Raw genomic sequence first — 26155 nt, forward strand, 5'->3', positions numbered from 1 at the left:
CCGGATCCGGGAGCTGAGCGTCGAGACCCGGGAATCGAGGGCGCAGCTTCCCGGGTCGCCGCGGTCGGACGGTCAGACCCCCTTGCCGCGCAGATGGAGCGCGCGCAGCACCCATCCCGCGGGTACGCCGCACACCACGAGCAGGGCGACCACGGCGCGTCCCTCGGTGGGCCGGTGCCGCAGAGTGGTCCGGATCCAGCGCAGCGCCTCGACTCGTCGGCCGGACGCGGCCTCCGCGAAGGCGATCTGGCCGGCCACGCGCGCGTACCCGCGTGGCACGAGGGAGAACTCGGGGTAGCGCTCCAGCAGCCAGCGCAGCGCCGTGGAGATGGTCCGCCACCGGCCCGCGAAGTGCGACTTGCGGTGCCACAGCACGCGCACGCCCGGCTCGGGCAGGTTGCGGATGGGTCCCCGGCGGGCCATACGGAGCAGTAGTTCGTAGTCCTCGGCGTAACTGCCCGGGATCTCCTCACTCACCGCACCGCACCCGTCGATCATCGCCCGGCGGCGGATGAGGAACGTGGACGGGTGCAGCTCGGTCAGCCGTGAGCCGAGCAGGTCGCCGAAGGTGACCGAGGTGCGGTCCAGGACGCGTTCGGCCTCGACCCGGTCGTAGACCACCCGGATGCCGCAGCACACCATCTCGGTCTCCGGTTCGGTGATCATGACCAGTGCCTGGGACCGAAGCTTGTCGGGCAGCCAGGTGTCGTCGTCGTCACAGAAGGCCACCAGATCGGTGTCGGCGGCCAGTACCCCGGTGTTGCGCGCCCCGGCCAGCCCGGGTGTGAGGGTGTTGGCGACCACGCGCACCGGGCGGTCGCCGTCGTCCTCGGCGAGCGAGGCGTCGGGCTGGTCGTTGTCGAACACGACGATGGTGGTGATCCGCCCGGGGTACTCCTGCTCGCGGATCCCGCGCAGGGTGCGGCGCAGCAGTTCCGGACGGTCCCGGGTGGGGACGACGACGGTCACCTCGGGCCAGTCGCCGCGGACCGGCGCCGCCACGGTCTCGGTGCGGGGCGCCTCCGGGGCCTCGGTGAGCAGGTCGATGAGCTCACCGGCGCGCCGGGCGGCCCGCTCGGGCCCGCCGTCCTCGCCGGGGCGGACGCGGAAGTCGTCGGGGGAGGCCAGAGCGCGGTCGATCAGCGCGGCGAGCTGCTGGGGGGTCGAGCAGGCCCGGACACGGCCCGCTTCCTCCAGACGGTTGACGAACAGCAGTTGGTGGTCGTCGACGTGTTCGTCCAGTTCGGGGTCGCGTGCCACGACGATCGGCAGGTGGCCGTTCGCGCGCGCCTGGACGATGGTCCCCGGTCCGCCGTGCGTGACCACGGCCCGTGCCGCGCGCATGTGCTCGCCGAGAGCCTCACCCGCGAGGAACGCGGTCCCCGCCGCGCGCTCGGGCGGAGAGCTGTGCCCGTACTGGACCAGGACGCGCAGGTCCCTGTTGCGCCGGGCGTAGTCGTCGGCCCACCTGACGAGCCGGTCGAACCGGTGGTGGTCCGTGCCGAGGCTGACCACCACGTCGGGATGGAGGCGGTCGTCGTAGAGCGGTGTCGTGCGGGTGGTCTGTTCGGTCACAGGATTCTCGGGGCGCACTCCCAGGGCCTTCGGTCCGGGGAGGACGCCCCTGCCTCCTTCTCCATGGTGTAGGCGTTGACCTTCGGCCCGTCGCGGGAGCCGAGGGTTCTTCATCGAGGTCCTGGTCGGACCTGGGGAGGACACGGCGCGGCGCCCACCGGAGCGGACCGCGACTCTCCGCGTTCCGGCCCGCCCGCCCGGGGGACCACGGCGCGGACCGGGCCGCCGGTGGCACGATCCGGCGCATCTCCCGGCCCGCACGGAGCGCCGCAGCCAAGGTCGCCTCCTCATGGGTGATGGGCTCGGTCTGGTGAGGTCGGCCTCAGCCCGCGGGGCCGCAGGCGCGACCGCTCGGGACCGGGATTCCGTTACAGGAGCGGCCCTACCGTGATGGCGCTGGGCATGAACGATCGCTGCTCCTCCCACTGGGCCAGGTACAGCCGGGTGAAGGGGCGGCAGAGGCGGGCGGTGAGGGTGGGGGTGTCGAGCCGGTCGTAGACCTCGATGTAGACCGTCGGGACCCGCAGGCACCAGGCGAGGGCGAAGAACGGCAGCGCCACCCCGGCCCCGGTCGTCACGACCGCGCTGGGTCGCCCCTCACGAAGCACCCGGATCGCCAGCACGTGTTCCGCAGCAGGTTTCCGATGTGGCGGGTGGTGGGATGGAAGGCCCAGCGCACGTTCTCTCCGCCGAGGGCGGACTCGGCGTCGGGTGTGCGAAAGGTCACCCACAGTCGCGTCCTGTCCCGCCACCAGGGCCGTAGGGACAGGAGTTGGGCGAGGTGGCCGCCGTTGGAGGCGACCAGGAGAACCGGTCGAGCAGACATGGAGTCATCATGGCATAACTCAAAGTAGTGGGTCGGGGGGTCTGGCGAGCCCACACGCCTCATCTGCTCAGGCGGAGGTCGAGGTGGCCGCGCAGCCGCCACACGGTGGCCAGGTGGCCCGCGGCCCCGACTGCCACGGACACCGCCAGCGCCACCGTCCCCTGGCCGAGCAGGCCCACCGCCAGTAGTGGGACGGCCCCGAACCAGACCACGGCGCTACCCGCCGCGACCATCACCGGAGCGCCGAACGGGTGCAGGACCACGTTCGTCCGCAGCTGCCACAGCGGGAGCACCTTGCGCACCGCGACCGAGGCCACCAGGGCCACCGCGGCCCCCGTCGCGCCCAGTGCCGGCACCAGCGAGACGCACACCACGACGTTGGCCAGCAGCGCCAAAACGTTGTTCACCAGATTGAGGGCAGTGCGCCCGGTCATGGCCAGGATCAGGTCGCCCATCCCCAGCGCGGACCCGATCAGCTGCCCCGCGCACACGACGACCAGCGCGTCCGTCCCCGCCGCGTATCCGGCGCCGAACAAGGCCATCACCTGGGGCGCGAACACCAGCCCCGACAGGTACAGCGGCCAGGTCAGGCACACCAGCCACGACGTTCCCGCCTGGTAGAGCGACCGCACGCCCGCGCGGTCGTCCGTCGCCAGTTGCTCCGCGAACTGCGGCTGCGCGGCTGACAGCACGGCCTGGTTGCCGAACTGGCCGAGCACCATGATCCGCGTGGCGGCCGTGTACACCGCCGCGCCCGTCAAGCCGCTGAGCAGTGCCACGAGCACGACGCCGCCGCGCTGGACGCCCATCTGCGCCACCCCCGCCACCGCGCGCGGCAGCGCGAAGGCCCAGAATTCCCTGGAGGGGACGTCGCAGTCGGCACGGGACGCGTCGCCGTCCTCGGACCGCGGCGCCGCACGGGACAGGATCCGACCCAGCCAGAACCACGCCAGCACGCCCGCCGGGAGGTAGGGTCCCGCCCAGGCCAGCGCCAGCAGTCCGGCCGATCCGGACAACGCGACCGCTCCCACCAGCCCCAGCTGGGCCAGCGGCCGGCCCACCTTGTCCACCAGGACGGTCGTGGCCATGTCGTGGTGTGCGCGGGTGGCCGCCAGCGCGGTGTCGACCATGACCGCGAACGGCACGAACACGGCCAGCAGCCGCAGGTAGGTCGCGGCGTCCTCTGACGCCATGGCCTGCGCCATCGGATCGGCGAAGACCACCATCAGCACGCCCGTCAGCCCCGCGACGGCCACGGCCGGGCCCATCGCCACGCGGAGCAGTCGGGCCACGCCGTCGGTCCGGCCGACGACGCGCAGGCGGGCGATGAAGTACACCAGACCGTCCGGCGCGCCCGCGCCCGCGAAGGTCGCCGCGATGAGGAACACCGACGTCGCCGAGAACAGCAGGCCCGCCGTCTCCTGCGTGAACGCCCGCGTGATCGCCACGATGAGCGCCAGGTTGAGTCCCGCGCCCACGACGCGCCGGCCATGTTGAGCACGCCGCCGCGCAGGACGCGTCGGAGCCCGGCGCCCGCGGCGTCCTCGGTGGCGGTCATGCGCGCCACGAGGGGGTACGGCCCCACCAGGCGGCCAGTCGGGTGTCGCTCTCAATGAACTGGGCGGTCAGTTCCGCGCGCAGCGGTTCGGGCATCGAGGAGCGTCGGCGGGCGTTGTGGTGACCGGGGGGTGCACCGGGTCCGGGTGGCAGGCCGAGGAACCGTTCGATCCCGGTCAGCGCCCGCGCGGTGCCGTCGAACAGGTCCGCGTAGTCGACGACGTGCATCCGTTCCCGGCCCAGGTGCCGCTCGAACCGCGCGAGCTGGTCGGCGTACCTTCCGCGGGCCAGGTAGGCGTGGTGCTGGTGGGCGAACGAGTAGTACCCGGGATCCGCCAGCAGTCGTTCCTCCTCCCCGGACAGCCGCTTCTCCTCCAGACCGATCGCCCGCTCGAACGGCTCGGTCTCGAAACCGCGCGCGCTCTCGTGGGCGTGGGCCGAGTAGGCGCGTTCCACGGGGTCGCGCAGGACCACCACGACCAGCACGTCCGGGAGCGTGCGGGCGATCCGCTCGGCTGACAGCGGGTGGAAGAGGTAGTAGGGGCTGGACTCCATCGCGAGCACGCGCGGGCGTCCGTTTCGGGCCCGCAACGAGGCGCGCAGCGGGAAACACCCCCGGTACCAGTCCACGCCCCGCGCGTACCCGACGTCGAAGTAGTGCACCCCCTTGCGCAGTGTGGGGCCGGTGACCGCCGGATGTCGGGCCAGGGCCTTGAACAGCGACGTGGTGCCCGACCGTTGCGCGCCGCAGATGAGCACGTCGGGCAGGGCGCGCACGGCGCTGGTCACTCCGCCCAGCCCGTCCGCCAGGGGCAGGAGTGCTCGGCGCACCGGGTCGGAGAGGCGGCGCAGGGCGGCGGGCGGCGTGTCCACGGGCATCACGGTGTCCTTCGCTGGTCGTGGTGGGAGGCCCGTCTAGGTCGGGCAGGTCCGGTGGGCGGCGTCACCCCGTGTGCGCGGCCTCGTGCGTCGCTCTCTCCTGGAGGCCCTCCAGCGCGGGGAGCAGCCAGTCGTCGACGGACGCCAGGTGGCCGCCGCTCTCGTCCTGACGGTCGTGCAGGTAGCGGGTGGCCAGGTCGATCAGGTACAGGGCCATGACCGTGGACACCGCGTGCGGGCGCAGCCCCGTCTCGGCGATCAGCGGATCGCGCAGCAGCCGTGATCCGCTGTCCAGCCACCGGTGCACGCCCGGATGGACCCCCGCCTGGACGCACTCGTTGAGGTCGTAGTGCAGGGCGTCGAAGCCGACGGGCGCGTCCAGGGCCAGTCGCTCCCAGTCCCACACGAACGCCCGGCGGGCGGTGCTGGCGATGTTCCACCTGGTCAGGTCTCCGTGCCAGGCTCCGAAGGGGATGGTCACATCCGGCAGGCGGCGTAGCGCGGCCCGTAGCGGCGCCGCCTCGGGGCGGGACCCGAGGGCCACGATTCGCTCCTCCAGGGAGGTCCGGTACGGGCTGTCGGCCAGCCGCCGCTCGCGCACACTGGTCAGTTCGACGATCTGGGTGACGCAGCGCAGCAGCTGGCGCCGGGTCGGACGGTCGGTCTGGTCCCCGACCGGCAGCGCCTCCTGGACCAGCAGGGGGTGGCCGTTCCACTCGCCCTCGTAGAGCAGGCGCGGGACCGTCACGTCCCGCAGGCGGGCGTCGGTCAGGTGTCGCAGGGCGCGGGTCTCAGCGCGCACCAGGCGCGACGTCAGGTCGTTCACGGCGACCTTGGCGTATCCGATCGTCCGCCCGCCCGGAGTGAGCAGGAGCAGGACGGGCTTGCGGTTGGCCCGGGGCGGACCGAGGTGGATGGCGATCGCCAGTCTCCGGTCCAGGGCGGAGGTGAGCGCGTGCTCGATGCCGGGTCCCGCGCCCACGTACAGGCGGTCCCGCAGCAGCAGGGGGGCGAGCCCGGTGGCGAAGGCGCCGGTGAGCAGGGCCGCGCGAGCCCGTTCGGCGAACGAGTGTCCCCGGCAGAAGGACGCGATGCCCCGGAGGGCCGCCGAACGGTCGTGCGCGGGCAGGATCACGCGCGGGCTGCGCGCGCTGGGGACCGGCAGATACTGGTTTCCGCGTTCCTGGCGGACGAGGCGCCGGACGCCCCCGTCCCCGGGACCGAGCAGACCGCCGCACGGCCACAGGACCGCCGCCAGATCCGTCAGGTAGGTCGTCTCGCTGTTCACCGAAGACCCCCGCTCGCGCGCACGGCGTCCCGGCCGGGCGTCGGTCCCGCGTCGCCCCGCCAGAGCAGGGCGACGGCGACCATGGTGACGGCCAGCGGGGACATCAGCGCGACGTAGAAGAACATGTACCAGAACAGCAACAGCACGGTCAGCAGCGCGCCCTGTCCCGCAGGGGACGTCGTGGCCCGGTGGCGCCACACCGTCCAGGCGAGGAAGGCGAGTGGGAACGCGGTGCCCGCCCATCCGTTGGCGATCAGCGTGATCCACAGCTGACCGGCGTTGCCGATGACGTGCTGGCCGCAGCCGGGGCAGTCCGCGGTCGGCCCGATGGCGATCGACTCCGAACTGCCCGCCATCTCCCGCGTGGTCCCCCAACCGACGACGGGGGACAGTTCGGCCGCAGCCACGGACGCGGCGTTGCTCGCCGCCCGGCCGTCGTCGCTGTGGGGGTTGTCGGCACGGTTGCGGACCACGTCGGCCAACGGCGAGGCGGCCAGCACGAGCAGGGCGGTCGCGCAGGCGACCGCGCAGGCGCCCACGAGCACGACGCGTCCGCGGCGCAGCGCTTGGAGTCCGGCGTAGACCAAGGACAGCGCCAGCCCGACCCACAGTGCGCGGTTGAGGGAGTGGACGACGGGGGCCACCGACGCGGCCGCGGCGGCCAGGGCGGCCCACCGGGTGAGTCCGGACCCTTCCAGCACCCAGCCGACCACGAGCCACACCAGGAGCAGGGAGACCATGTAGCCCCAGATGTTGGTGTACTCCCAGGGCGCCTTGGGCCGGGCCGACTCGTACCCGAAGATGTCCATGATCTGGGCGGAGGCGGGATGCACGAGGGTCTGGAGGTAGGGGTCGGTGGCCAGCGCGCCGGGCAGCAGGTACTCCAGCGGAGCGGTGAACTCGAACCGTGGCGCGAACATGCCCAGGTAGCCCCCCGCGATCGTGGCCAGGCACAGGACGGACAGCGACCACACGACCGTCCGCGTGGGCAGTTCGCGCTCGGACAGGTTGCCGACGTAGAGCATGAGGACGGTCAGCACCAGGTAGTTGACGACGCGCAGCGCCGCGCCCGCGAGCCCGCCGCTGCCGGGAACCGTGTCGGGAACGTCCAGGGGGACCATGGCCAGGCCGAGCACGCACCAGAGCAGGAACAGCGCCCACATCCAAAAGCCCGGGGGTACCCGCAGGCCGACCGTCCGGTGGCGTCGGACCAGCTCCGCCGCCATGGGCACGGCGAACAGCCAGTAGGCGAACTGGCCCATGCCCAGCGCCCACCAGAGCGGGTATCCGGCCAGGAGCCAGACCACTGGTCGTCCGGTGACCGGGCGGGGGGCGATCGGGACCCCCGCCCCGGGGAGGGGGCGCGGGGTGGCGGGAGCGGCCATCAGTTCGGGGCCCGACTGTGTCGGAGGCGGGGTCCTCCGCGTCCGGGCGGTCGGCGGCTCCGTCCGACGCGGTCTCCCCGGCGGTCCCGCCCTCGGAGCCCTCCTTCGCACCGGCCTCCACGGCGGCTCCGCCCGCGGAGCCTCCCTCCGCGGCGGTCTCCCGTGCGGAGTCCCGCTCCGTCAGGGTCGGCTCCGCGGCGGACTCCGCGGCGGACTCCGCAGTGGTCCTCTCCTCGGCCGACCCCGCGACGGCCCCGTTTCCGTCGGCCACCGCCTTCTCGTCGGCGGATCCGTTCCGAGCGGCCTCGGCGCGGGGCTGGCGGGGCAGCGCGGCGACGCCGGCGACGGCCAGGTCGAACGGGGCGGCCATGGCGACCAGCGACGCGAGGTCGGCGCGGCGGGTGCGACCCAGTTCGACGGCCGGGAGCAGGAGGTCGGCCGAGGCAGCCAGGGCGTGGGCGTCGGCGCGCTCGGCGGCGGGCGACACGGCGATGACCACGTACTCGGCCTCCTCGCGCAGCAGGTCGAGCAGCACGGGCATCGCCGTGCCCTGGACGGGTGCGACGGCGCCTGGCCGGCCGTAGCGCAGGACGCGCAGCCGGGGCGCGTCGTGGGGGCGTACCTCCAGTTCGGTGGGGTCCTCACCGTCCAGGAGCGCCTCGGCCAGGCCGGGGCCCTCCGGCACGTCCACCGGGTCGGTCGGGGCGGCGGGCGCGGGATCGGCGCGTACGAGCAGGGTGTCTGAGCCGGTGCGGGCGAGTGACATGGCCAGGTGCACGGCGGCCGCGGGGCCCGAGCGGCCGGGCGCGGTGGCGGCCACGAGCAGGACACCGGGGGAGGGGACGCGGGCGCGCACCGCGTGGGCGCACTCGTTGACGCGCTGACCGGCGCGGTCGTCGTCGGAGAGAGGGCCGTAGGCGGCCTCGCCCGCAGCGGACAGGTCCAGCAGCACGGGCACGCGGCCGACTCGCTCGGTGTCCCCGGTGTCGCGCAGAACGGGGTCGAGGCGGTCGCGCGCGAGCGCGAGCAGGAGTCCGGCGAGCAGCCCGAGGGCGCCGCCGCCGGCCACCCAGACGGGGAGCACGGGGCTGGTCGCGCCCTCGGGGAGGCGCGCGGGGGTGATGATTCGGCCGGGGTCGACGGTCTCCTGGAGGGCGCTGAGCGGGCTGACGCCGCGGCCGAGGTCGGCGATCTCCGCGCGCAGGGCCTCGGCCCGGGCGTCGGAGGGGCCGGGTAGCTCGGCCAACTCCTGGTAGCGGGCCTCCTGCTCCTCGCGCAACGCCGTCAGCCGGGCGGCGATGAGGTCGCCGACCTCGGTCTCGCGCTGTTCGAGGTAGGCCTCGGCGTAGGCGGTGGCCCCGTCGCGTGCGGCCTCGGGGTGCGGGCCGCGTACGTGATCTCCAGCACGTCGCTGTTGGGCGGCACGGACAGTGACACGCGCTCACGCAGGTCGCCGGTGCTCGGCGGGGCCGTGTCGGGCCCGGCGAGGCGCCGCGCCGCGGCGGCCGAGACGCGGTCGGAGGTGAGGATCTGCGCCTCGGTGTCCAGGTTGACGTCACCGGCCAGCCGCCCGGAGCGCTCGCCCGTGAACTCGGCCATGCCGGTCGGTCGGACCTGGACGGCGGCGGTGGACTCGTAGGTGGAGGGCAGCGTGAACACCGCTGCCGTGGCGAGGACCAGCCCCCCGAGGACCCCGGCCCCGACCATCCGCCACCGGCGGCGCAGCAGGGCCGTGTACTCCTTCAGTTCCGGTCCGGGCGGGCCAGGGGCGTCGGTGTCCATCGGGTCCTCTCACACACGCGTGCTCAGCACTTTTAGTAAACGATTGCATACTAAGTGTAGTCCCTTTGGGCGTGCGCGGCGCTTGCCGAAACAGCCGGTTTCGGAGAGGAGGCGTCCGATGCGACCGCGTCCCCCCGGGCGTGCGCCCGGGGACGGAGCGGGCCGGGAGGGATCAGCTGGCGAACAGCGGCGACGGAGGCATCCCCGTCTCGGACTCCCAGGTCTGGTCGCACTGCTCCTGCGTGGACACCGTGTGCGCGCGGGCCGAGCAGTCACGGTAGGTCCGCACCTGCTCGTCGTAGACCACGAACACCGAGGTCACCGCGAGCGACATGACGATGCCGAGCGTTCCGACGGCCACGCTCAGCAGGGCGCCCGGCGCTGCGTGCTGTTCGCTCGGGCGGCCCGGCGCGCACGGAACCCCTGGACGACACCGAACACGGACAGCACGACGCCGTAAGGCTGGAGCAGGAGGCCAGCCATCCCCAGGAAGAGGCCCCACAGGCCGCCTCGCTCGACCCTGGGCAGCCGCCCGTCGGTCTGGGGCTCCGGGCTCTTGTCGGTCACAGGTTCACTCCTTCGACGCGCCCAGGTCGGGCGCCGCGGTCCGCGCTCGCCCGCGCGGACCGCAATTCGGTGTCAGTGGTTCCGGAGCGGGTCCGGAACCCGGTGGGGCGCGGTTGCGGGCAGGGTGGGCCCGGGCCCCGTGGGTCCGACGCTACCCGGACCGATAGGGTGGGACCACGGACGGGCCGCCACGGTTCGACCGCCAATCGTCGTGGACCCACGGGCACCGTTCCGCGGGGGACCGGCGGGCCACTCTCCAGCGACGCCCCTCGGCGCGGCCCGGAACGGGCGCGAGGCCGCACGGGCGCGCGAAGTCCCGGATGCTGCGCCGTCCCCCGGCGCCCCCGGGCACGGGAGCCAGCTCCCGCACCGCCTTCGACACACTGGGAGAAGCATTGTCCGCGCGAGTGGTCGTCCTCATATCGGGTACGGGCAGCAACATGGCCGCCCTGGTCGACGCGGCCGAGGACCCCGCGTACGGCGTCGACGTCGTCGCCGTCGGCTCGGACCGACGGGGAACCCTGGGCATCGAGCTGGCCGAGCAGGCCGCAGTGCCCACCTTCGTCGTCCCCTTCCGAGACTACTCCGACCGTGCCGAGTGGGACACGGCGATGGCCGACCGGATCAGCGGGTACGCGCCCGACCTCGTGGTCTCCGCCGGGTTCATGCGACTTCTGGGACCCGCGGTCCTCGGCCGGCACGACGCGGTGAACATCCACCCGGCGCTGCTCCCCTCCTTTCCCGGCGCGCACGCCGTGCGTGACGCGCTCGCCCACGGTGTCCGGGTCACCGGCACCACCATCCACTTCCTCGACGAGGGCGTCGACTCCGGTCCGATCATCGACCAGGTGGCGGTGCCCGTCGAGGACGGCGACGACGAGTCCAGCCTCCACGAGCGGATCAAGGCCGTGGAGCGGCGGATGCTGGTCGACACGGTCGGCCGGCTCGCCCGCGAGGGCTGGACGGTCGACGGCAGGCACGTGCGGTTCGGCCGCACCGAGCACAGCGTCACGGACGCGACCCACACGAAGGAGCAGCGGTGACCCAGCAGGCCATCAGGCGTGCGTTGATCAGCGTGTACGACAAGACCGGTCTGGAGGAGCTGGGCGTCGGCCTGGTCGAGGCCGGGGTGGAGATCGTCTCCACCGGCTCGACCGCCGCGCGGCTGCGCGACGCCGACATCCCCGTCACCCCCGTCGAGGACGTCACCGGCTTCCCGGAGATCATGGAGGGCCGGGTCAAGACGCTGCACCCGAACGTCCACGCGGGCCTCCTCGCCGACCAGACCAACCCCGACCACGTCGCCACCGTCGAAAGCCTGGGCATCTCCCCCTTCGACCTGGTCGTGGTCAACCTCTACCCCTTCCAGGACACGGTCGCCTCCGGCGCGTCCGAGGCCGACTGCGTCGAGAAGATCGACATCGGCGGCCCCGCCATGGTGCGCGCCTCGGCCAAGAACCACGCCAGCGTCGCCGTCGTGGTCGACCCCGCCGGCTACGACGCCCTCCTCCAGGCCGTCCGCGACGGCGGGTTCACCCTGGAGGAGCGCAAGCGGCTCGCCGGGCTCGCCTTCCGCCACACCGCCACCTACGACGCGGCCGTCGCCTCCTGGTTCGCGGGCTCATACGCCCCCGACGACGAGACCGCCGAGTCGGGTTGGCCCGCCTACCTGGGCATCGGCTACACCCGCCGGGACGTGCTGCGCTACGGCGAGAACCCGCACCAGAAGGCGGCGCTGTACACGGTCGACGGCGCCCCGGCGGTCGGACTGGCGGGCGCGCGGCAGCTGCACGGCAAGGCCATGTCCTACAACAACTACGTCGACGCCGACGCCGCCCTGCGCGCCGCCCACGACTTCGACCAGCCGTGCGTGGCCATCATCAAGCACGCCAACCCCTGCGGCATCGCGGTCGGCGCGGACAACGCCGAGGCCCACCGCCTGGCGCACGCCTGCGACCCGGTGTCGGCGTTCGGCGGCGTCATCGCCACCAACCGCCCGGTCCGCGCGGAGCTGGCCGAGCAGATCCGCGAGGTCTTCACCGAGGTCGTCGTCGCGCCCGGCTTCGACGCGCAGGCGATGGCGATCCTGACCAGGAAGAAGAACATCCGCCTCCTCGTGGCGGACACCCCCGGCTTCGGTTCGGGAGTGGAGAACCGCCAGATCAGCGGTGGTCTGCTGGTGCAGTCGCGCGACGCGGTCGACGCCGAGGGCGACGACCCCGCGAACTGGACGCTGGCCGCCGGCGAGCCCGCCGACGAGGCCACCCTGGCCGACCTCGCCTTCGCGTGGCGCGCCGTGCGCGCGGTCAAGTCCAACGCCATCCTGCTCGCCTCCGGCGGAGCCACCGTGGGCGTGGGCATGGGCCAGGTCAACCGGGTCGACTCCGCGCGCCTGGCGGTCACCCGGGCGGGTGACCGCGTGACCGGTTCCGTCGCCGCCAGCGACGCCTTCTTCCCGTTCGCCGACGGCCTGGAGATCCTCACCGGGGCGGGGGTGCGCGCCGTCGTCCAGCCGGGCGGCTCCGTCCGCGACGAGGAGGTCGTCGCCGCCGCGAAGGCGGCCGGGGCCACCATGTACACGACCCGCACCCGCCACTTCTTCCACTGACGCGAGGAGCCGACATGAGCGCGACGATTCTCGACGGCAAGGCCGTCGCCAAGGCCATCCGCGGGGACCTGGCCGAGCGGGTGGCCAAGCTGAGGGCCAAGGGCGTCACCCCCGGTCTGGGCACGGTCCTGGTCGGCGACGACCCGGGAAGCCACTCCTACGTGCGGGGCAAGCACCGCGACTGCGCCCAGGTGGGCATCGCGAGCATCCGCCGCGACCTGCCCGCCGACGCCACGCAGGAGGACGTGGAGCGGGCGGTCCGCGAGCTGAACGAGGACCCGGACTGCACCGGCTACATCGTGCAGCTGCCGCTGCCGAGGGGCCTGGACGAGAACCGGGTGCTGGGCCTCATCGACCCGGCCAAGGACGCAGACGGCCTCCAGCCCTCCAACCTGGGCAAGCTCGTCCTGATGCAGGAGGCCCCGCTGCCGTGCACCCCGCGCGGCATCGTGGAGCTGCTCACCCGCTACGACGTGCCGCTCCGGGGCGCGGAGGTGGTCGTGGTGGGCCGCGGCGTCACCGTGGGGCGTCCCCTCGGCCTGCTGCTGACCCGCCGCTCGGAGAACGCCACCGTCACCCTGTGCCACACGGGCACCCGTGACCTGGCGGAGCACACCCGCCGCGCCGACGTCGTCGTCGCCGGCGCCGGCGTGCCCGGGCTGATCACCAAGGACATGGTCCGGCCTGGCGCGGCCGTGCTGGACGTCGGCGTCTCCCGCACGGAGGACGGCCTGGTCGGCGACGTGCGGCCGGAGGTCGCCGAGGTCGCCGGGTACCTGTCCCCGAACCCGGGCGGCGTGGGCCCGATGACCCGGGCGATGCTGCTGGTCAACGTCGTGGAGGCGGCCGAGCGCGAACTCGCCTGACGACGGACCGGCCGCTGGGGCGGTGGTGGGCGACTCCACCGCCTCGTCGTGTTCGCACGGGGCGCCGCGGGACCGGCCCGGTCCGGGGTCAGCTGGCCCGGCGGGACGAACCGGTGGTCGGCATCGGACGCACCAGCCCGAGCGCCACGACCTCGTTGGCGAGGCGGGTCCGCCGGTTCTGGCCCTCGGGGATGCGGAACTTCTGGTAGAGCCGGAGCAGGTGCTGTTTGACCGCGGCCTCGGTCACGACCAGCGCCTCGGCGATGTCGCGGGCCGTGGCCGGGGCCACGAAGGCTTCCTCCGACAACGCGGGCTGACACAGGGCGGTGAGCACGTCGAGCTCACGCCGGGTCAGCTCGGGCGCGGCGCCGCGACGGAGTTCGATGTCGGGGCTGATCTGCTCGTGGGGGAGCCCGCCCACGCGGCAGCGCGCGGTGCCGAAGGTCACCACGTCGTCCTCCTCCAGCACCCGCCGGGCGATGGGGCGGCCGTTGACGCGGGTGCCGTTGCGGGACAGTCCCAGGTCGACGACGTACACGTAGGGCCCGCGGCGGACCAGTTCGGCGTGGAGCAGGGAAACGCTCGGATCGTCGAGCCGGACGTCGGCGCCCGCGCCGCGTCCGACGGTGGTGACCTCACAGGTGAGCTGACGAATGTCCCCGGTCTCTTCGACCCGAAGGTAGGGCCCGTCCACGGTGACTCCTCCCGGGCTGGTGGTGTGGCGTGGCCGGTGGGGGTACGGGTGACGGCGGGAGAGCGGCGGTTGTCGAGGGATCGGTCGGTCTGCGCGTTGAGTGGGCTTCATGGGGGGCTTGTCCTCGCTCACCGTTGCACTCGTCTCAGGTTGCATTACCCGGGTGGTACGCGTTCTACGCGCTTACTCCGGAGTTAGGTGGATACGACGCGGGTACACGCCCGTGTGACCGAACCGGAAGCGGGTAACGGACATCGGGTGCTCCGGGGCGAGCATCGACCGATTCCGTGAGCTCTGGGGTCTCGGCGAAGGGAGTCACCTGTCCTCTCCGCGGGCGCCTCGGTCCTCGTGCCGGGGAGGAATCGGCGCCTCCCGCCTCGGGGCGCGGTGACGGCCGACCGGACCGGAGCGAGTCGACCCACAGCTGACGGGGTTCTCCTCGCCCGTCGGTCCTCGCGGCTGGATCGTCGCCGCCGCGCCCGGCCCGCCGCAGACGGACGCGGTCCGGCCCCTGCCGGTGTCGAGGGCATGAGACCGCGTGCTCCGTCGGAGCGAGCGGCGGCCTGGGCCAGGAGCCACCGCGTGTCCCGTGGTGGAGGGAACCCGTTCCGGGAGCGCCCTTCCCTTCGAGGAGGGGGAGCAGTCAATACAATGGGCCGCGTCTCGACCGTTCGGGCGGCGGTGTCCCCCGGCGGACCCCCGCAGTCACCAGGTCCGGTGCGACCCGTGGCGGCGTGCGCCGTTTCGGACACGTCGGCGGGCGCGGTGTGGCCGATCTGGGCCAGGGTCGAGCACGTGGACGAGCCGCGCGGCGGCCGGAGGATGTCGGAACGGGTCGGATGCGCGGTGGACATGACGGGGCGGGCGGAGTTGGCGGACGCGGAGCGGGGCGGACGGGCGGATGAGACCCCCGGCGACGGGGAACACGTCTCGCGGGGCCCGTCCGAGGGCGGCCGTGGCGACGGGCACGCGGCGCCCGAGCCCGAACCGGAGGCCCGGCCCCACCCGGAAGTCCCCTTCTGGCTGGCCCAGGTGCCCTACGCGCTCGTGCTCTCGGCCCTGGTCGCCGGAATCGTGGTCGTGGCCGCCGCCCACTTCAAGCGCGGCCCCGCGATCATCGCCGGGGCGTTGCTGCTGGCCGCGGCCTTCCGGGCGGTCCTGCCCAGGGACTGGATCGGACTGCTGGCCGTCCGGCGCCGCTGGATCGACCTCGCCACGTGCGTCGGCCTCGCGGTCCTGCTCATCGTGCTGGCATGGGTGGCGCCGCAACTAACGTCCTGACCGTGGAATAAGCTTGATGTCGAGATACCGCGACACCGACAAGCCACCGCCTCCCCGGTCAGCACGGACACCGGGCGGGATCTGGGGATTGCCGAGCGGGCGGTGCGGTCACGGCCACGAACCGGCGCCGCGCCGGCCACGTGAGGCGGTAGCACAGACTGAAGGGACAGCCACACAGCCATGGCCAAGATCAAGGTCGAGAACCCCGTAGTCGAACTCGACGGCGACGAGATGACCCGGATCATCTGGTCCTTCATCAAGGACCGTCTGATCCTTCCCTACCTCGACATCGACCTGAAGTACTACGACCTGGGCATCGAGGAGCGCGACCGCACCGACGACCAGGTCACCGTCGACTCCGCCAACGCCATCAAGAAGTACGGCGTCGGCGTCAAGTGCGCGACCATCACCCCGGACGAGGCCCGGGTCGAGGAGTTCGGCCTGAAGAAGATGTGGCGGTCGCCCAACGGCACCATCCGCAACATCCTCGGCGGCGTCGTCTTCCGCGAGCCGATCATCTGCGAGAACGTCCCCCGGCTCGTCCCCGGTTGGACCAAGCCGGTCATCATCGGGCGTCACGCCCACGGCGACCAGTACAAGGCCACCGACTTCAAGGTTCCCGGCCCCGGCTCGGTGACCATGACCTACACCCCGGCCGACGGCGGCGAGCCGGTCGAGTTCGAGGTCGCCGACTTCCCCGAGGGCGGCGGCGTCGCCATGGGCATGTACAACTTCCGCAGGTCCATCGAGGACTTCGCGCGCGCGAGCCTGAACTACGGCCTGGACCGCGACTACCCGGTCTACATGTCCACCAAGAACACGATCCTCAAGGCCTACGACGGCATGTTCAAGGACGTGTTCCAGGAGATCTACGACACGGAGTTCAAGGAGAGGTTCGAGGCCGCGGGCCTCACCTACGAGCACCGCCTGATCGACGACATGGTCGCCGCCGCGCTCAAGTGGGAGGGCGGCTACGTCTGGGCGTGCAAGAACTACGACGGTGACGTGCAGTCCGACACCGTCGCGCAGGGCTTCGGCTCGCTGGGCCTGATGACCTCGGTCCTGCGCACCGCCGACGGCCGCACCGTCGAGGCCGAGGCCGCGCACGGCACGGTCACCCGCCACTACCGCCAGCACCAGCAGGGCAAGCCCACCTCGACCAACCCGATCGCCTCGATCTTCGCGTGGACCCGCGGCCTGGAGCACCGGGCCAAGCTGGACAACACCCCGAAGCTGACGGAGTTCGCCAACACGCTCGAAGACGTCGTCATCAACACCGTCGAGGGCGGGCAGATGACCAAGGACCTCGCGCTGCTGGTCGGCGGCGACCAGGAGTGGCTCACCACCGAGCAGTTCCTCGCCGCCCTGGACGAGAACCTGGCCAAGCGCCTGGCCTGAGCCCGTGCCGCCTCGGTCCCGGCCTCGTCCGGGTGACCCCCGGGAGAGCCGGAACGAGGCGGCGGGCGCGGGTGAGACCTTGGCCACGCCCGGGCGTCCCCACGCGGGGGCGTCCGGGCGTCGTCGTGTCCGGGCGGACACCAGGGTGTCCCGAACGCCCCGATCGGGCTGTGGGCGGGGGGGTCGGGCGCTCGCGGGGCGAACTTTCCCGGGGCGTTTTCCGTGTTCGGCGCACATCCGGGGCCGTCGGATGCGACGATGGAGGGGTCGCGCGGGGTGGGTGGCCGTCGGGTGCGACATAGGCCACGCGAGCAAGATTTACACCTTTCGCGAACTTTGACCTATTGTGGGGGAGCGCCGGTGAGAACCGGCAGGCCAGAGAGGGTGTCAGCCCCTCTGAGCCACCATGAACCGACGTACCGGCCGTGCGCCGCTGGGGGGTAGGCGCGCACAGTACGGAACGTCACGAAGAAGGGCCCGTCGCCTCGTGCGGCGGGCCCTTCGCCCTTGCTTATGCGCCCTCGCGGGCTCGGCCGGGGCTCGGGGCGCCACAAGGCCAGGGGTTCTTCATCCTCGGCTTCGCCTGTCGCTCGTTCCTCGCTCGCGGCTCGTCTCGTCTTGCAGAACCTGGCGTGCCCCTCGCGCTTGTGCGCCCTCGCGGGCTCGGCCGGGGCTCAGTCCTCCATGGCGCTCTCGGGGATCGGCTCGCCCGCCCGCATGGCCGCGAACATCTCCTCCGAACGGACCTCGTCCCAGATCACCACGGAGCCGACACCCTCCAGAGTCGGGGTCTGGCCCACCGGGACCGCAGTGGTCCGGGTGCCGCCCCGCATCGCCAGCAGCATCGTGACCAGGTGCCGCAGGTGGACGTCCTCGTCCACCATGAACGTGTCCGTCCCCGCCGCCGCCAGCGGCAGCGCCCGGAACGGGTTGAACATCGTCGACGGCGCGCTCGCCGTCTCGACCAGCACCGAGAAGAACTCCCGTTGCCGCTGGATCCTGTCCAGGTCGGCGCGCGGTGTGGCGCGGGTGCGCACGTAGCCCAGGGCCGTCCCGCCGTCCATCAGCTGGCAGCCCGCCTCGATGTCCAGACCCGCCTTCGGGTCCTCCATCGCCTCCTCCGGGCACAGCTCCACGCCGCCGACTGCGTCCACCAGGTCGACGAACCCGCCCATGCCGATCTCGACGTAGTGGTCGACCCGCACGCCCGAGGCGCTCTCGAAAGTCTCCACCAAGGGGGCCGGGCCGCCGCATATCTCCGCACCCGCCTCGTCGGTTCCGCACACAGCGTCGGCGAAGGCCGTGTTGATCTTGTTGTCGGCGTAGCCGGGGATGGCCATCGGCACGTAGGAGTCGCGCGGGACGCTGACGATGGTCGGCTCCCCGTCGTCGGGGATGTAGAGCACCATGATCGAGTCGGTCCGGCGGCCCTCGGCGTACCCGGTGGCCAGCTCGTCCATCTGCTCGTCGCTCAGGCCGTCCCGGCTGTCGGACCCGACGATCATGTACGTCGTCCCGGGTTGCCCCTCCGGCCTGCCGTCGTAGTCGCCCAGGGCGTCGACTCGGGTCAGCCGTCCGTCCGCCCAGATGTAGACGGCGGCCGGCGGCACGATCAGGACGGCGAGCAGCACCGCCACGACCGTCAGCGCGACGTTCCTGACCCGGTTCTCGCGCCGCTCCTTGGCCCGGCGGACCCTTCCGGTGCCGTCGTACTCGCGCGCGGTCCCGTGTGTGCGGCTCCGCTGCCGTGACCGCGACTCGGGCCCGCGGTGCCGGGGCGGCGCCTCCTCGGCGGCCTGGACCCGCCTGGCCCCGCCCAGCGAGCGCTGCTCCGACTCCCGCTGGCGGTACAACCGCTCGAACTCGTCCGGCTTGCCTGGGTCGCCCGCGCGTCGGAACACGCCCGGACTGTCGTGTTCACCGGCCGGGCCGGACCCGTCCCGATTCCGTGGGTCTGCCATCGAACCGCCCCATCCGCTCCGCGCCCGCAGGTCGACTGCGCCTGTCTGTCGTCTGTGTGATCGCGGAAACTGTAGCGGGGTTCACCCGGATCCGGCCGGGCGCCTCGACGCCCCCGGGCGGCGGCCGTGGGGCACGGGTCAGCGCAGCCGGTGGGCGCCCGCCGACGCGAGTGCGGCGCGTACGCGCGGAGGAACCCGTCCCCGGTCGGTGAAGGCCCTGTTCAGCGCCGCGCCGATCCGCTCCACCCGCTCCTCGGGTGCGAGCGCCACCACCGTCCCCGCCCAGCCGGACAGCCGGACACCGCGCGCGCCGGCGCGTGAGGCGGTCTCCGCGGCGAGTTCGACGTCGGGCGAGGGCAGGCCGAACCCGCGCAGGGACAGGTGCGAGGCGCTCAGGATCGGGCCGACCTCCCCGGCGCGCCCCGCGCGCAGCAGACCGACCGCCGCGTTGAGCCGGTGTGCCTCCGTCGCCTCGAACTCGATCCGGTCGCGCTGCCCCGGGTCCGGCAGGCTCGCCAGGGCGGCACGCAGGTCGCCCACGGAGCGGAGCGGGCCGAGGACCTCCTGGGCGGCCTCGACCGCGGCGGTGTGCGCGGGCCTGGGGTCGCGGCGGGGGAGCGCCCCGGTGTCGACGACCACCAGCCGCAGCCCCTCGGCGGCCAAGTCGAAGGGCAGGACCCGGGTGCGCAGCGTCCGCTGGTTCACCCGGACCGCGTGCCCCGGCCGCGCGGCGAGCACCGCGCGCCGGTCCGCCGCGGCGCCCTCCGGCGGCGGACCGCCCGCGAGGTCGGCGAGCGCGAGCGCGACGGCGGCCCCGACGGCCGCCGTGCGGCCCAGGGAGGCGTGCACGGGCAGATCGGACTCCAGGAGTACCCGGAGTCCTTGGTCGGCCCGGAGAAGGCCGCTCCGGCGCGCCTCGCCGACCTCCTCGGCCACCGTGCGCGCGGCGGCCTCCCGAGGTCTCAGGGGGCCGTGGGTCGTGGCCGCGTGCACGCCGCCGTCCGAGGTGAGTCCCGCAGCGGCGGTCACACCCCAGGGCAACGCCGCGTACAGGGCGGCGCCGCCGCTGGTGGCCGTGTGCTCGCCCATGAGCGCCACCCGGCCGGCGCGCGCCAGACCCCCTCGGCGGCCGAGCCGTACCGCAGGGTGAAGGACTCAGCCAGCGCGTCGGCGTCCGGGGCCGACGACGGCCAGTCTCCCCGCGGTCCCGCCGGACGCAGGCCCAACACGGCGCGCCACCGAGCCCCCATGCCTTCCACCGGTCCACCTTTCTCCCCGTCTCACCGCTGCCCCCAAGTCTGCCCCCACCCGGGGATCGCGCGTCGGGCTTCCCCCTCCACGCACCGCTCGTTACGGTGACGGTCCACGACCGGCGCGGAGGGGGAGCCATGCCCGCAGCCCTGGACCGGGCCAAGGACACGTCCCGTCACTACCGGAACCTGGCCATGGACGCCTACTGGGGGCTGCGGCGCCGCCGACCGGGCGTCGACCACCTGGTCCGTGCCTACGAGCGCTACGCCGACCGGAACGGGAGCCTGCTCGCGGGCGCCGTGACGTACTTCACCTTCCTGTCCTTCTTCCCGCTGATCGCGCTCGCCTTCGCGGCGCTGGGCTTCGTCGTCGCGGCGGGAGGGCCCGAGCTGACCGCCTACCTGGAACAGGCGTTGGACGAGGTCCTGCCCGGCCTGTCCGACCGGCTGCCGATGGACCAGGTGGCCGGCGCGCGCGTGGGCGCGGGCGTGATCGGCGTGCTCGGCCTGCTCTACGCGGGGCTGAACTCGGTCTCCGAGTTGCGCCAGGCACTGCACTCGATCTGGCTCAAGAGCGTCAAGGACGGCCCCAACTACCTGCTGCGCAAAACGGGCGACCTGGCGGTCATGCTCGGACTCGGGGCGGCCCTGCTGCTCACGGTCGCGTTCACCAGCGTCGCGCAGGCCGCCACGACCTGGCTGCTGTCGTGGGTGGGGTGGGACGGCTCTGTGCTCGCCAACCTGTCCCTGCGCGCCCTCGCCGTGGCGATCGCCGTGGGCGCCAACTCACTGATCTTCCTGCTCGTCTTCGCACTCCTGTCCGGGAGCGGGCGGCCGACCCGGGCGATGTGGCGCGGCGCCCTGATCGGGGCGGTGGGCTTCGAGATCCTCAAGGCGGCCGCGGCGATCCTGCTCGCCGGGACCCTGGCCAACCCGGTGTACGCGTCCTTCGCGGTGTTGGTAGGGCTCCTGGTGTGGATCAACCTGGTGATGCGCCTGGTCATGTTCAGCGCGGCGTGGACGGCGACCTGGCTGCCCCTGCCGCCGCCGTACACGGGCACCCTGCCGCTGCCGGAGCAGAACGGGCTCAACTGGTCTCGGCCGGCCCACGATCCGCGTGCCCGGCCAAGGATCGGGCGGGAGCACCGCGCCGCCCAACGGGCGTTGGCGGCGGCGTTGTCACTGGTCGGCGCCGCCGGTGCGGCCGGGGCCGCCGCGTGGGTGATCCGCCGCCGCCATTCCGGTCGGGAATGACCGCGGTTCACGCACACCGCGGTTCACGCACGAGGAAATTACCTCACTGTGCGTCCCCGTCCCGTATGCGCGGGGTGTCGACAGGGTAGTCCTCCCGTGTCCCGGTTGACCGATTCATCCGGGCACACCGACCGCTGGCCGTGAGACCGCTGGCGACACCCCCCTCGGAGGGCAGATGGGAATCGCATTCAAGTCGTCCGAACGCGCGACGCTCGGAGTGGAGTGGGAGCTCCAGCTCGTCGATCGGAGCACGCGTCACCTGCGGCAGGAGGCGCAGGAGCTGCTGTCCGAGCTGCCCGACCTCAGCGCGGGCGCGGACGTCCCCCCGCTTCGGCACGAGCTGATGCAGTCACAGGTCGAGGTCGTGACCGGCATCTGTGAGACGGTCGACGAGGCCAAGCGGGACCTCACCCGCAACATCCAGCGGATGCGTGACGTGCTCGAACCGCGCGGAACCACTTTGACCTGCTCCGGAACCCACCCGATCGACGACTGGCGGGACCAGTCGCTCAGCCCGGGAGAGCGCTACGGCGAGCTGGTCGAGCAGATGCAGTGGCTCGCCCGACGCATCCTCACCTGCGGGGTCCACGTCCACGTGGGGGTGCGCAGCCAGGAGAAGGCCATTCCCATGGTGAACGCACTTGCGAAGTTCCTCCCGCATTTTCTGGCTTTGAGTGCTTCCAGCCCATTTTGGAGTGGGCATGACACGGGCCTGGCATCCGCGAGGTCGATCGTCTTCGGCGCCCTTCCCACGTCGGGGCCGCCGCCGAACCTGTCGGGTTGGACTGCTTTCGAGGAATACCTCGAAACGCTTCTGCGGGCGGGTACCATCGCCTCTATCAAGGAAGTGTGGTGGGACATCCGGCCGCACCCGGATTTCGGCACCATCGAGATCCGGATGTTCGACGGGATTCCCACCCTGCGCGAGGTGGGAATGGCCGCCGCGCTCTGCCAGAGCCTGGTCGAGCTGTTCGATCACCAGCTCGATCGGGGATACGGTCTGCCCAACCCGCCGTCCTGGCTGGTGAGCGACAACAAGTGGCGGGCCACCCGCTACGGACTCGACGCTCGTGTGATCACGGACGTGCACGGAACCACGGTGCCGATCCGGGACGACCTCTACGAGTTGGTTCGCGAGCTGCGTCCGGTCGCGGCCCGCCTGGGCTGCGCCGAGGACCTGGACCTGGTCTCCGAGACCCTGGACAAGGGTGCCTCCTACGAACGGCAGCGCGCGGTCGTCGCCGAGGGCGGTTCGCTCGACGACGTCGTGGACATGCTCGCCGCCGAGCTCCGGGGCGGCCTCACCCGCGCAGAGGTCAGTGTCAGCGACGGGGCCGGTGTGCGCTGACACGCGATGAAGAGGGGACCCTCGCAATGCAGGGACGTGACCTGCCGGAACAGTTGACCGCTTTTCTGGCGCGCCATGAGCGGGAGTTCACCGGATTCCGCCGGGACCTGCACATGCACCCCGAACTCGCCTTCGCCGAACACCGCACGACCGGGCGGATCGCCGAGCGGCTGCGCGAGGTGGGCCTGCGCCCGCGTGTCCTCGCGCAGGGCACCGGGCTGGTGTGCGACATCGGCTCCGGGCCGGGTCCCTGGTCGCGCTCAGGGCCGACATCGACGCCCTCCCGCTCACCGACGAGAAGGCGGGGGTTCCCTACCGCTCGACGGTCCCGGGCGCGCGCACGCCTGCGGGCACGACGTGCACACCACGTCCTGCTGGCGTCGGCGGTCTTCCTCGCCCAGCAGGACCGCGTGGGCGCCCTGCCCGGCCGGGTGCGGCTGATCTTCCAGCCGGCGGAGGAGCTGCCCGGCGGCGCGGTCGAGGTGGTCAACGACGGGGCGATGAAGGGTGTGGACCGGATCTTCGCCCTGCACTGCGACCCCCGCCTCATGGTGGGCAAGGTCGGACTGCGCGTCGGCGGCATCACCGCCGCCTGCGACCAGCTGATGGTCCGCCTGTCCGGTCCGGGCGGACACACCGCCCGGCCGCACCTGACCTCCGACCTCGTCTACGCCATGGGCAAGGTGGTCACCGAACTGCCCGCCGCACTGTCCCGCCTGGTCGACCCGCGCGCCGGGTTCAGCCTGGTCTGGGGCCGGATCAGCGCGGGGGCGGCACCCAACGTCATCCCCGACGACGCCGTCGCCGAGGGGACCGTCCGCTGCCTGGACGACGAGGCTGGCACTCCGCCCCGGACATCGTCAAGGGGCTGGTCGAGTCGGTGGCCTCCGCCTACGGGGCGGAGGCGAGGTCACCTACCGCCGCGGTGTCCCGCCGACGATCAATGAGGCGCGGAGCGTGGAGACGATGCGCGAGGCGGTCGGTCTCTCGCTCGGCCCGGACGCGGTCGCCAGCACGCCCCAGAGCCTGGGCGGGGAGGACTTCGCCTGGTACCTGGAGCACGTCCCCGGCGCGCTGGCCCGCCTGGGCACCCACTCCCCGGACTGGGACGGCCCCATGCTGGACCTGCACCGGGGGACCTTCGACGTCGACGAGCGCGCCATCGCCGTGGGGACCCGGTTCATGGTCACCACGGCGCTGACCGCGCTGTGGAACACCGCCCACGCGGGGAACCGCGTCGACGACGAGGCCCTGGCCTGAGCGGTGTTCGCTGTGGGCCTCCGTTTCTCTTCGGCCCGAACGGCGAGCCCCCGGGGGTGACCGTTCCAAGGGACAGGCCCGGACCCCCGCGGACTCCGCGGGCGGATCTGCCGGATTCTCGGAAACTTGGCGTCGGCGTGGGCGGTCGCGCGCCGCCCGGGTGGCATTCTGAGGAGTATGAACCACCCACTCACAGTTGAGCAGATCCGGCGGGCGCCGAAGGTCCTGCTGCATGACCACCTCGACGGCGGCCTGCGCCCGTCCACCGTCGTCGAACTGGCGCGGGAGGCCGGGTACACCGGTCTTCCCACCTACGATCCCGGCGAGCTGGGCGTGTGGTTCCGCGAGGCCTCCGACTCCGGGTCCCTGGAGCGCTACCTGGAGACCTTCGCGCACACGACCGCCGTGATGCAGACGCGCGACGCGCTCGTGCGGGTGGCGGCCGAGGCGGCGGAGGACCTGGCCGCCGACGGCGTGGTCTACGCCGAGCAGCGCTACGCCCCCGAACAGCACCTCTCGGCTGGGCTCACCCTGGAGGAGGTCGTCGAGGCCGTCCAGGAAGGGCTGGAACTGGGTGAGAAGCGCGCCGCCGACCAGGGGCGCGTCATCCGCACCGGGCAGCTGGTCACCGCCATGCGGCACGCCGCGCGCTCCTCGGAGATCGCCGAACTGGCCGTGCGCTACCGGGACGCCGGGGTCTCCGGCTTCGACATCGCGGGCGCCGAGGCGGGTAACCCGCCCACGCGGCACCTGGACGCTTTCGAGTACCTGCGCCGCGAGAACTTCCACTTCACCATCCACGCGGGTGAGGCGTTCGGTCTGCCGTCCATCTGGGAGGCGCTCCAGTGGTGCGGGTGCGACCGCCTGGGCCACGGCGTGCGCATCGTCGACGACATCACGCTGAACGAGAACGGCGTGCCGCGTCTGGGCCGCCTCTCCCAGTACGTGCGGGACAAGCGCGTCCCGTTGGAGATGTGCCCGAGTTCGAACGTCCAGACCGGCGCCGCCGAGTCCATCGCCGCGCACCCCATCCGACTCCTGCACGACCTGCGGTTCCGGGTCACCGTGAACACCGACAACCGGCTTCAGAGTGGCGTGACGCTGTCCGAGGAGTTCGCCAAGCTGTCCGAGGCCTTCTCCTACGGCTGGGACGACCTGGAGTGGTTCACGGTCAACGCCATGAAGTCGGCGTTCCTGCCCTTCGACGAGCGCCTGGCCCTGATCAACGGCGTCATCAAGCCCGGGTTCGCCCAGTTGAAGTGGGCGGCGGTCTGATGGACCGGCCCCGGTCCACCACCCACGCGTCGACCTCCTCGCGGGTGCTGGCGCTGGTGTGGGTCGTCATCGCCGTCCTGCTGCTGCTCGACGTGCTGCTGCGCGGCGAGGGCCGCTCGGCGTGGGTGGCCTCGGCGGTGCTGGTGGCGAGTGTGGCCGGTGTCCACCTGGTGTGGCTGCGTCCGCGCGTGGTCTCCACCGAGCGCGGACTGCGGATGATCAACCCGCTGCGGGAGACCTTCGTGCCGTGGCCCGCGGTGGTCTGGGTGGACGTGACCGACGTCCTGCGCGTGCACACGCCGGGCGGGATCGTGCGGTCGTGGCCGTTGCGCGAGACGAAGCGCGCCCGTGTCCGTGAGAACCTGCGCCGCGAATCCGGGCTGGCGGACGCCGACGCCGACGAGGACCCCGCCGGGCAGCGCCCGGTCGACGTGGTCGCGCGGCAACTGCGCCGGGACGCCGAACGGTACAAGGCGCGCCCCCTGAGCGGGCCGATCCGGGACGTCGGCGAGGCGGGCCCGGCCGCGCTGGGCGCCGAGGACGCGCCGCAGACGATGGTGCCGGTCGAGGTGATCGTCGTCCTCGCGGTGACGGCGGTGTACTTCGTGGGGGTGCTGGTGCTGGCCTGAGCGCCCTCGGCCCCGAGCGTCGCCGCCCGGGGCAACGCCTGGTGGGACCCGGTCCCCGCGTCGTGCGGGGGCCGGGTCCCTTTCTCGCCGCAGGGGGTTGACGCCGCCCCACGCATCTGGTTAGGTAAGGCATGCCTAAGGGAGAGTGCGCCGAGCGGACGGGCTTCGCGCGGATGGTCATCCGCTCGGTTCCTCGCCCTGGGCGTCGCGCGCGGTCCAACTGAATAATGGGAAGGTGCCCGGTTCGCGAGTCCAACGGGGTCTGCGGGGATCCCGCGCGGACGGGCGCCGGGGAAGCACCGCCTCCGGCCGCGCCATGGTCGGTACCGTCCACCCCGGGCCTCGGGGTGTACGCTCGCCACGCCGGTACCGGCCTCGCCCGGTGCGGCCGGAGCGCCCCAGCCACACGACCTCGCGGGCTCGCCCCGCCGGTCTGGTGGCCTCGCCGGGGCCATCCACCCTCCCGTCTCCC

19 protein-coding genes and 4 pseudogenes are annotated in these 26155 nt (G+C 72.8%); 12 read left to right on the forward strand and 11 right to left on the reverse strand.

Going from position 1 to position 26155, the window contains the following annotated elements:
• Window positions 1–72 precede the first annotated feature (72 nt).
• From BJF83_RS21460 to BJF83_RS21485, 6 genes and pseudogenes are all read right to left on the reverse strand, one after another.
• Entirely contained in the window at window positions 73–1575 is a 1503-nt protein-coding gene (locus BJF83_RS21460; protein ID WP_075927722.1) for a glycosyltransferase, read from the reverse strand.
• Window positions 1576–1943: 368 nt separating this feature from the next.
• Window positions 1944–2401: pseudogene (locus tag BJF83_RS21465) on the reverse strand (UDP-N-acetylglucosamine--LPS N-acetylglucosamine transferase).
• A gap of 59 nt (window positions 2402–2460) precedes the next feature.
• Window positions 2461–3986, reverse strand: a pseudogene (locus BJF83_RS21470) (polysaccharide biosynthesis C-terminal domain-containing protein).
• A complete protein-coding gene (locus tag BJF83_RS21475) occupies window positions 3956–4837 on the reverse strand; it encodes a sulfotransferase (RefSeq protein WP_075927723.1) in 882 nt (293 codons plus the stop codon). Before BJF83_RS21475 ends, BJF83_RS21470 begins: the two are co-directional and overlap by 31 nt.
• A 64-nt stretch (window positions 4838–4901) precedes the next feature.
• On the reverse strand, window positions 4902–6125 hold the full coding sequence (locus BJF83_RS21480) for a phosphotransferase (RefSeq protein WP_075927724.1): 1224 nt from the start codon (window positions 6123–6125) through the stop codon (window positions 4902–4904).
• Entirely contained in the window at window positions 6122–7510 is a 1389-nt protein-coding gene (locus tag BJF83_RS21485; protein ID WP_075927725.1) for a ligase, read from the reverse strand. The genes BJF83_RS21480 and BJF83_RS21485 overlap by 4 nt, the downstream gene beginning before the upstream one ends.
• Between BJF83_RS21485 and BJF83_RS29845 the strand changes: the two genes are divergently transcribed.
• Complete coding sequence (locus BJF83_RS29845) at window positions 7494–8255, forward strand: hypothetical protein (RefSeq protein ID WP_262391746.1); 762 nt, start codon at window positions 7494–7496, stop codon at window positions 8253–8255. The two genes, BJF83_RS21485 and BJF83_RS29845, sit on opposite strands and share 17 nt — an antisense overlap.
• Window positions 8256–8282: 27 nt before the next feature.
• Window positions 8283–8747, forward strand: coding sequence for a hypothetical protein (locus BJF83_RS29850; RefSeq protein ID WP_075927727.1), 465 nt, complete (start codon window positions 8283–8285; stop codon window positions 8745–8747).
• Window positions 8748–8794: 47 nt separating this feature from the next.
• On the opposite strand, the gene BJF83_RS29855 is transcribed toward BJF83_RS29850, so the two are convergent.
• Together BJF83_RS29855 and BJF83_RS21505 are read right to left on the reverse strand one after the other, a co-directional pair.
• Window positions 8795–9292 carry a Wzz/FepE/Etk N-terminal domain-containing protein gene (locus BJF83_RS29855; protein ID WP_075927728.1) on the reverse strand — a complete coding sequence of 166 codons (498 nt, stop codon included), beginning with the start codon at window positions 9290–9292 and terminating at the stop codon, window positions 8795–8797.
• Between the two features lie 172 nt (window positions 9293–9464).
• Window positions 9465–9859, reverse strand: a pseudogene (locus tag BJF83_RS21505) (DUF4190 domain-containing protein).
• Window positions 9860–10266: 407 nt separating this feature from the next.
• Between BJF83_RS21505 and purN the strand changes: the two are divergent.
• The 3 genes from purN to BJF83_RS21520 are packed head-to-tail and all read left to right on the forward strand — an operon-like array spanning window position 10267 to window position 13333.
• Complete coding sequence (gene purN / locus BJF83_RS21510) at window positions 10267–10902, forward strand: phosphoribosylglycinamide formyltransferase (RefSeq protein WP_075927729.1); 636 nt, start codon at window positions 10267–10269, stop codon at window positions 10900–10902.
• A complete protein-coding gene (gene purH, locus BJF83_RS21515; protein WP_075927730.1) occupies window positions 10899–12467 on the forward strand; it encodes a bifunctional phosphoribosylaminoimidazolecarboxamide formyltransferase/IMP cyclohydrolase in 1569 nt (522 codons plus the stop codon). Before purN ends, purH begins: the two co-directional genes overlap by 4 nt.
• A 14-nt stretch (window positions 12468–12481) precedes the next feature.
• Window positions 12482–13333 (forward strand): bifunctional methylenetetrahydrofolate dehydrogenase/methenyltetrahydrofolate cyclohydrolase, encoded by an 852-nt coding sequence (locus BJF83_RS21520; RefSeq protein WP_075927731.1) that lies wholly within the window; start codon window positions 12482–12484, stop codon window positions 13331–13333.
• Between the two features lie 88 nt (window positions 13334–13421).
• On the opposite strand, the gene BJF83_RS21525 is transcribed toward BJF83_RS21520, so the two are convergent.
• The gene (locus BJF83_RS21525) at window positions 13422–14027 is read right to left on the reverse strand and encodes an FHA domain-containing protein (protein ID WP_075927732.1); all 606 of its coding nucleotides are present in this window, start codon (window positions 14025–14027) and stop codon (window positions 13422–13424) included.
• Window positions 14028–14873: 846 nt separating this feature from the next.
• Between BJF83_RS21525 and BJF83_RS21530 the strand changes: the two genes are divergently transcribed.
• Together BJF83_RS21530 and BJF83_RS21535 are read left to right on the forward strand one after the other, a co-directional pair.
• The gene (locus BJF83_RS21530) at window positions 14874–15308 is read left to right on the forward strand and encodes a DUF3017 domain-containing protein (protein WP_075927803.1); all 435 of its coding nucleotides are present in this window, start codon (window positions 14874–14876) and stop codon (window positions 15306–15308) included.
• A 180-nt stretch (window positions 15309–15488) separates the two neighbouring features.
• Window positions 15489–16706 (forward strand): NADP-dependent isocitrate dehydrogenase, encoded by a 1218-nt coding sequence (locus tag BJF83_RS21535; RefSeq protein WP_075927733.1) that lies wholly within the window; start codon window positions 15489–15491, stop codon window positions 16704–16706.
• A gap of 674 nt (window positions 16707–17380) precedes the next feature.
• Here the strand turns inward: BJF83_RS21535 and BJF83_RS21540 are convergent.
• Together BJF83_RS21540 and BJF83_RS21545 are read right to left on the reverse strand one after the other, a co-directional pair.
• On the reverse strand, window positions 17381–18667 hold the full coding sequence (locus BJF83_RS21540) for an LCP family protein (RefSeq protein WP_075927734.1): 1287 nt from the start codon (window positions 18665–18667) through the stop codon (window positions 17381–17383).
• Window positions 18668–18805: 138 nt separating this feature from the next.
• Window positions 18806–19756, reverse strand: coding sequence for a GHMP kinase (locus BJF83_RS21545; protein WP_262391747.1), 951 nt, complete (start codon window positions 19754–19756; stop codon window positions 18806–18808).
• Window positions 19757–20055: 299 nt separating this feature from the next.
• Here BJF83_RS21545 and BJF83_RS21550 point away from each other — a divergent pair, with 299 nt between their 5' ends.
• The 5 genes and pseudogenes from BJF83_RS21550 to BJF83_RS21570 all read left to right on the forward strand — a co-directional run bounded on the left by BJF83_RS21550 (window position 20056) and on the right by BJF83_RS21570 (window position 25683).
• Window positions 20056–21171 carry a YihY/virulence factor BrkB family protein gene (locus tag BJF83_RS21550; RefSeq protein WP_075927735.1) on the forward strand — a complete coding sequence of 372 codons (1116 nt, stop codon included), beginning with the start codon at window positions 20056–20058 and terminating at the stop codon, window positions 21169–21171.
• Window positions 21172–21346: 175 nt separating this feature from the next.
• A complete protein-coding gene (locus tag BJF83_RS21555; protein ID WP_075927736.1) occupies window positions 21347–22519 on the forward strand; it encodes a glutamate--cysteine ligase in 1173 nt (390 codons plus the stop codon).
• Between the two features lie 26 nt (window positions 22520–22545).
• Window positions 22546–23779 (forward strand): annotated as a pseudogene (locus BJF83_RS21560) (amidohydrolase).
• A 177-nt stretch (window positions 23780–23956) separates the two neighbouring features.
• Window positions 23957–25054, forward strand: a complete 1098-nt coding sequence (locus BJF83_RS21565) for an adenosine deaminase (protein WP_075927737.1) — start codon at window positions 23957–23959, stop codon at window positions 25052–25054.
• Window positions 25054–25683 carry a PH domain-containing protein gene (locus BJF83_RS21570; protein ID WP_075927804.1) on the forward strand — a complete coding sequence of 210 codons (630 nt, stop codon included), beginning with the start codon at window positions 25054–25056 and terminating at the stop codon, window positions 25681–25683. The genes BJF83_RS21565 and BJF83_RS21570 overlap by 1 nt, the downstream gene beginning before the upstream one ends.
• Window positions 25684–26155 lie beyond the last annotated feature (472 nt).

Source organism: Nocardiopsis sp. CNR-923 (assembly GCF_001942255.1).
GTDB lineage: Bacteria > Actinomycetota > Actinomycetes > Streptosporangiales > Streptosporangiaceae > Nocardiopsis.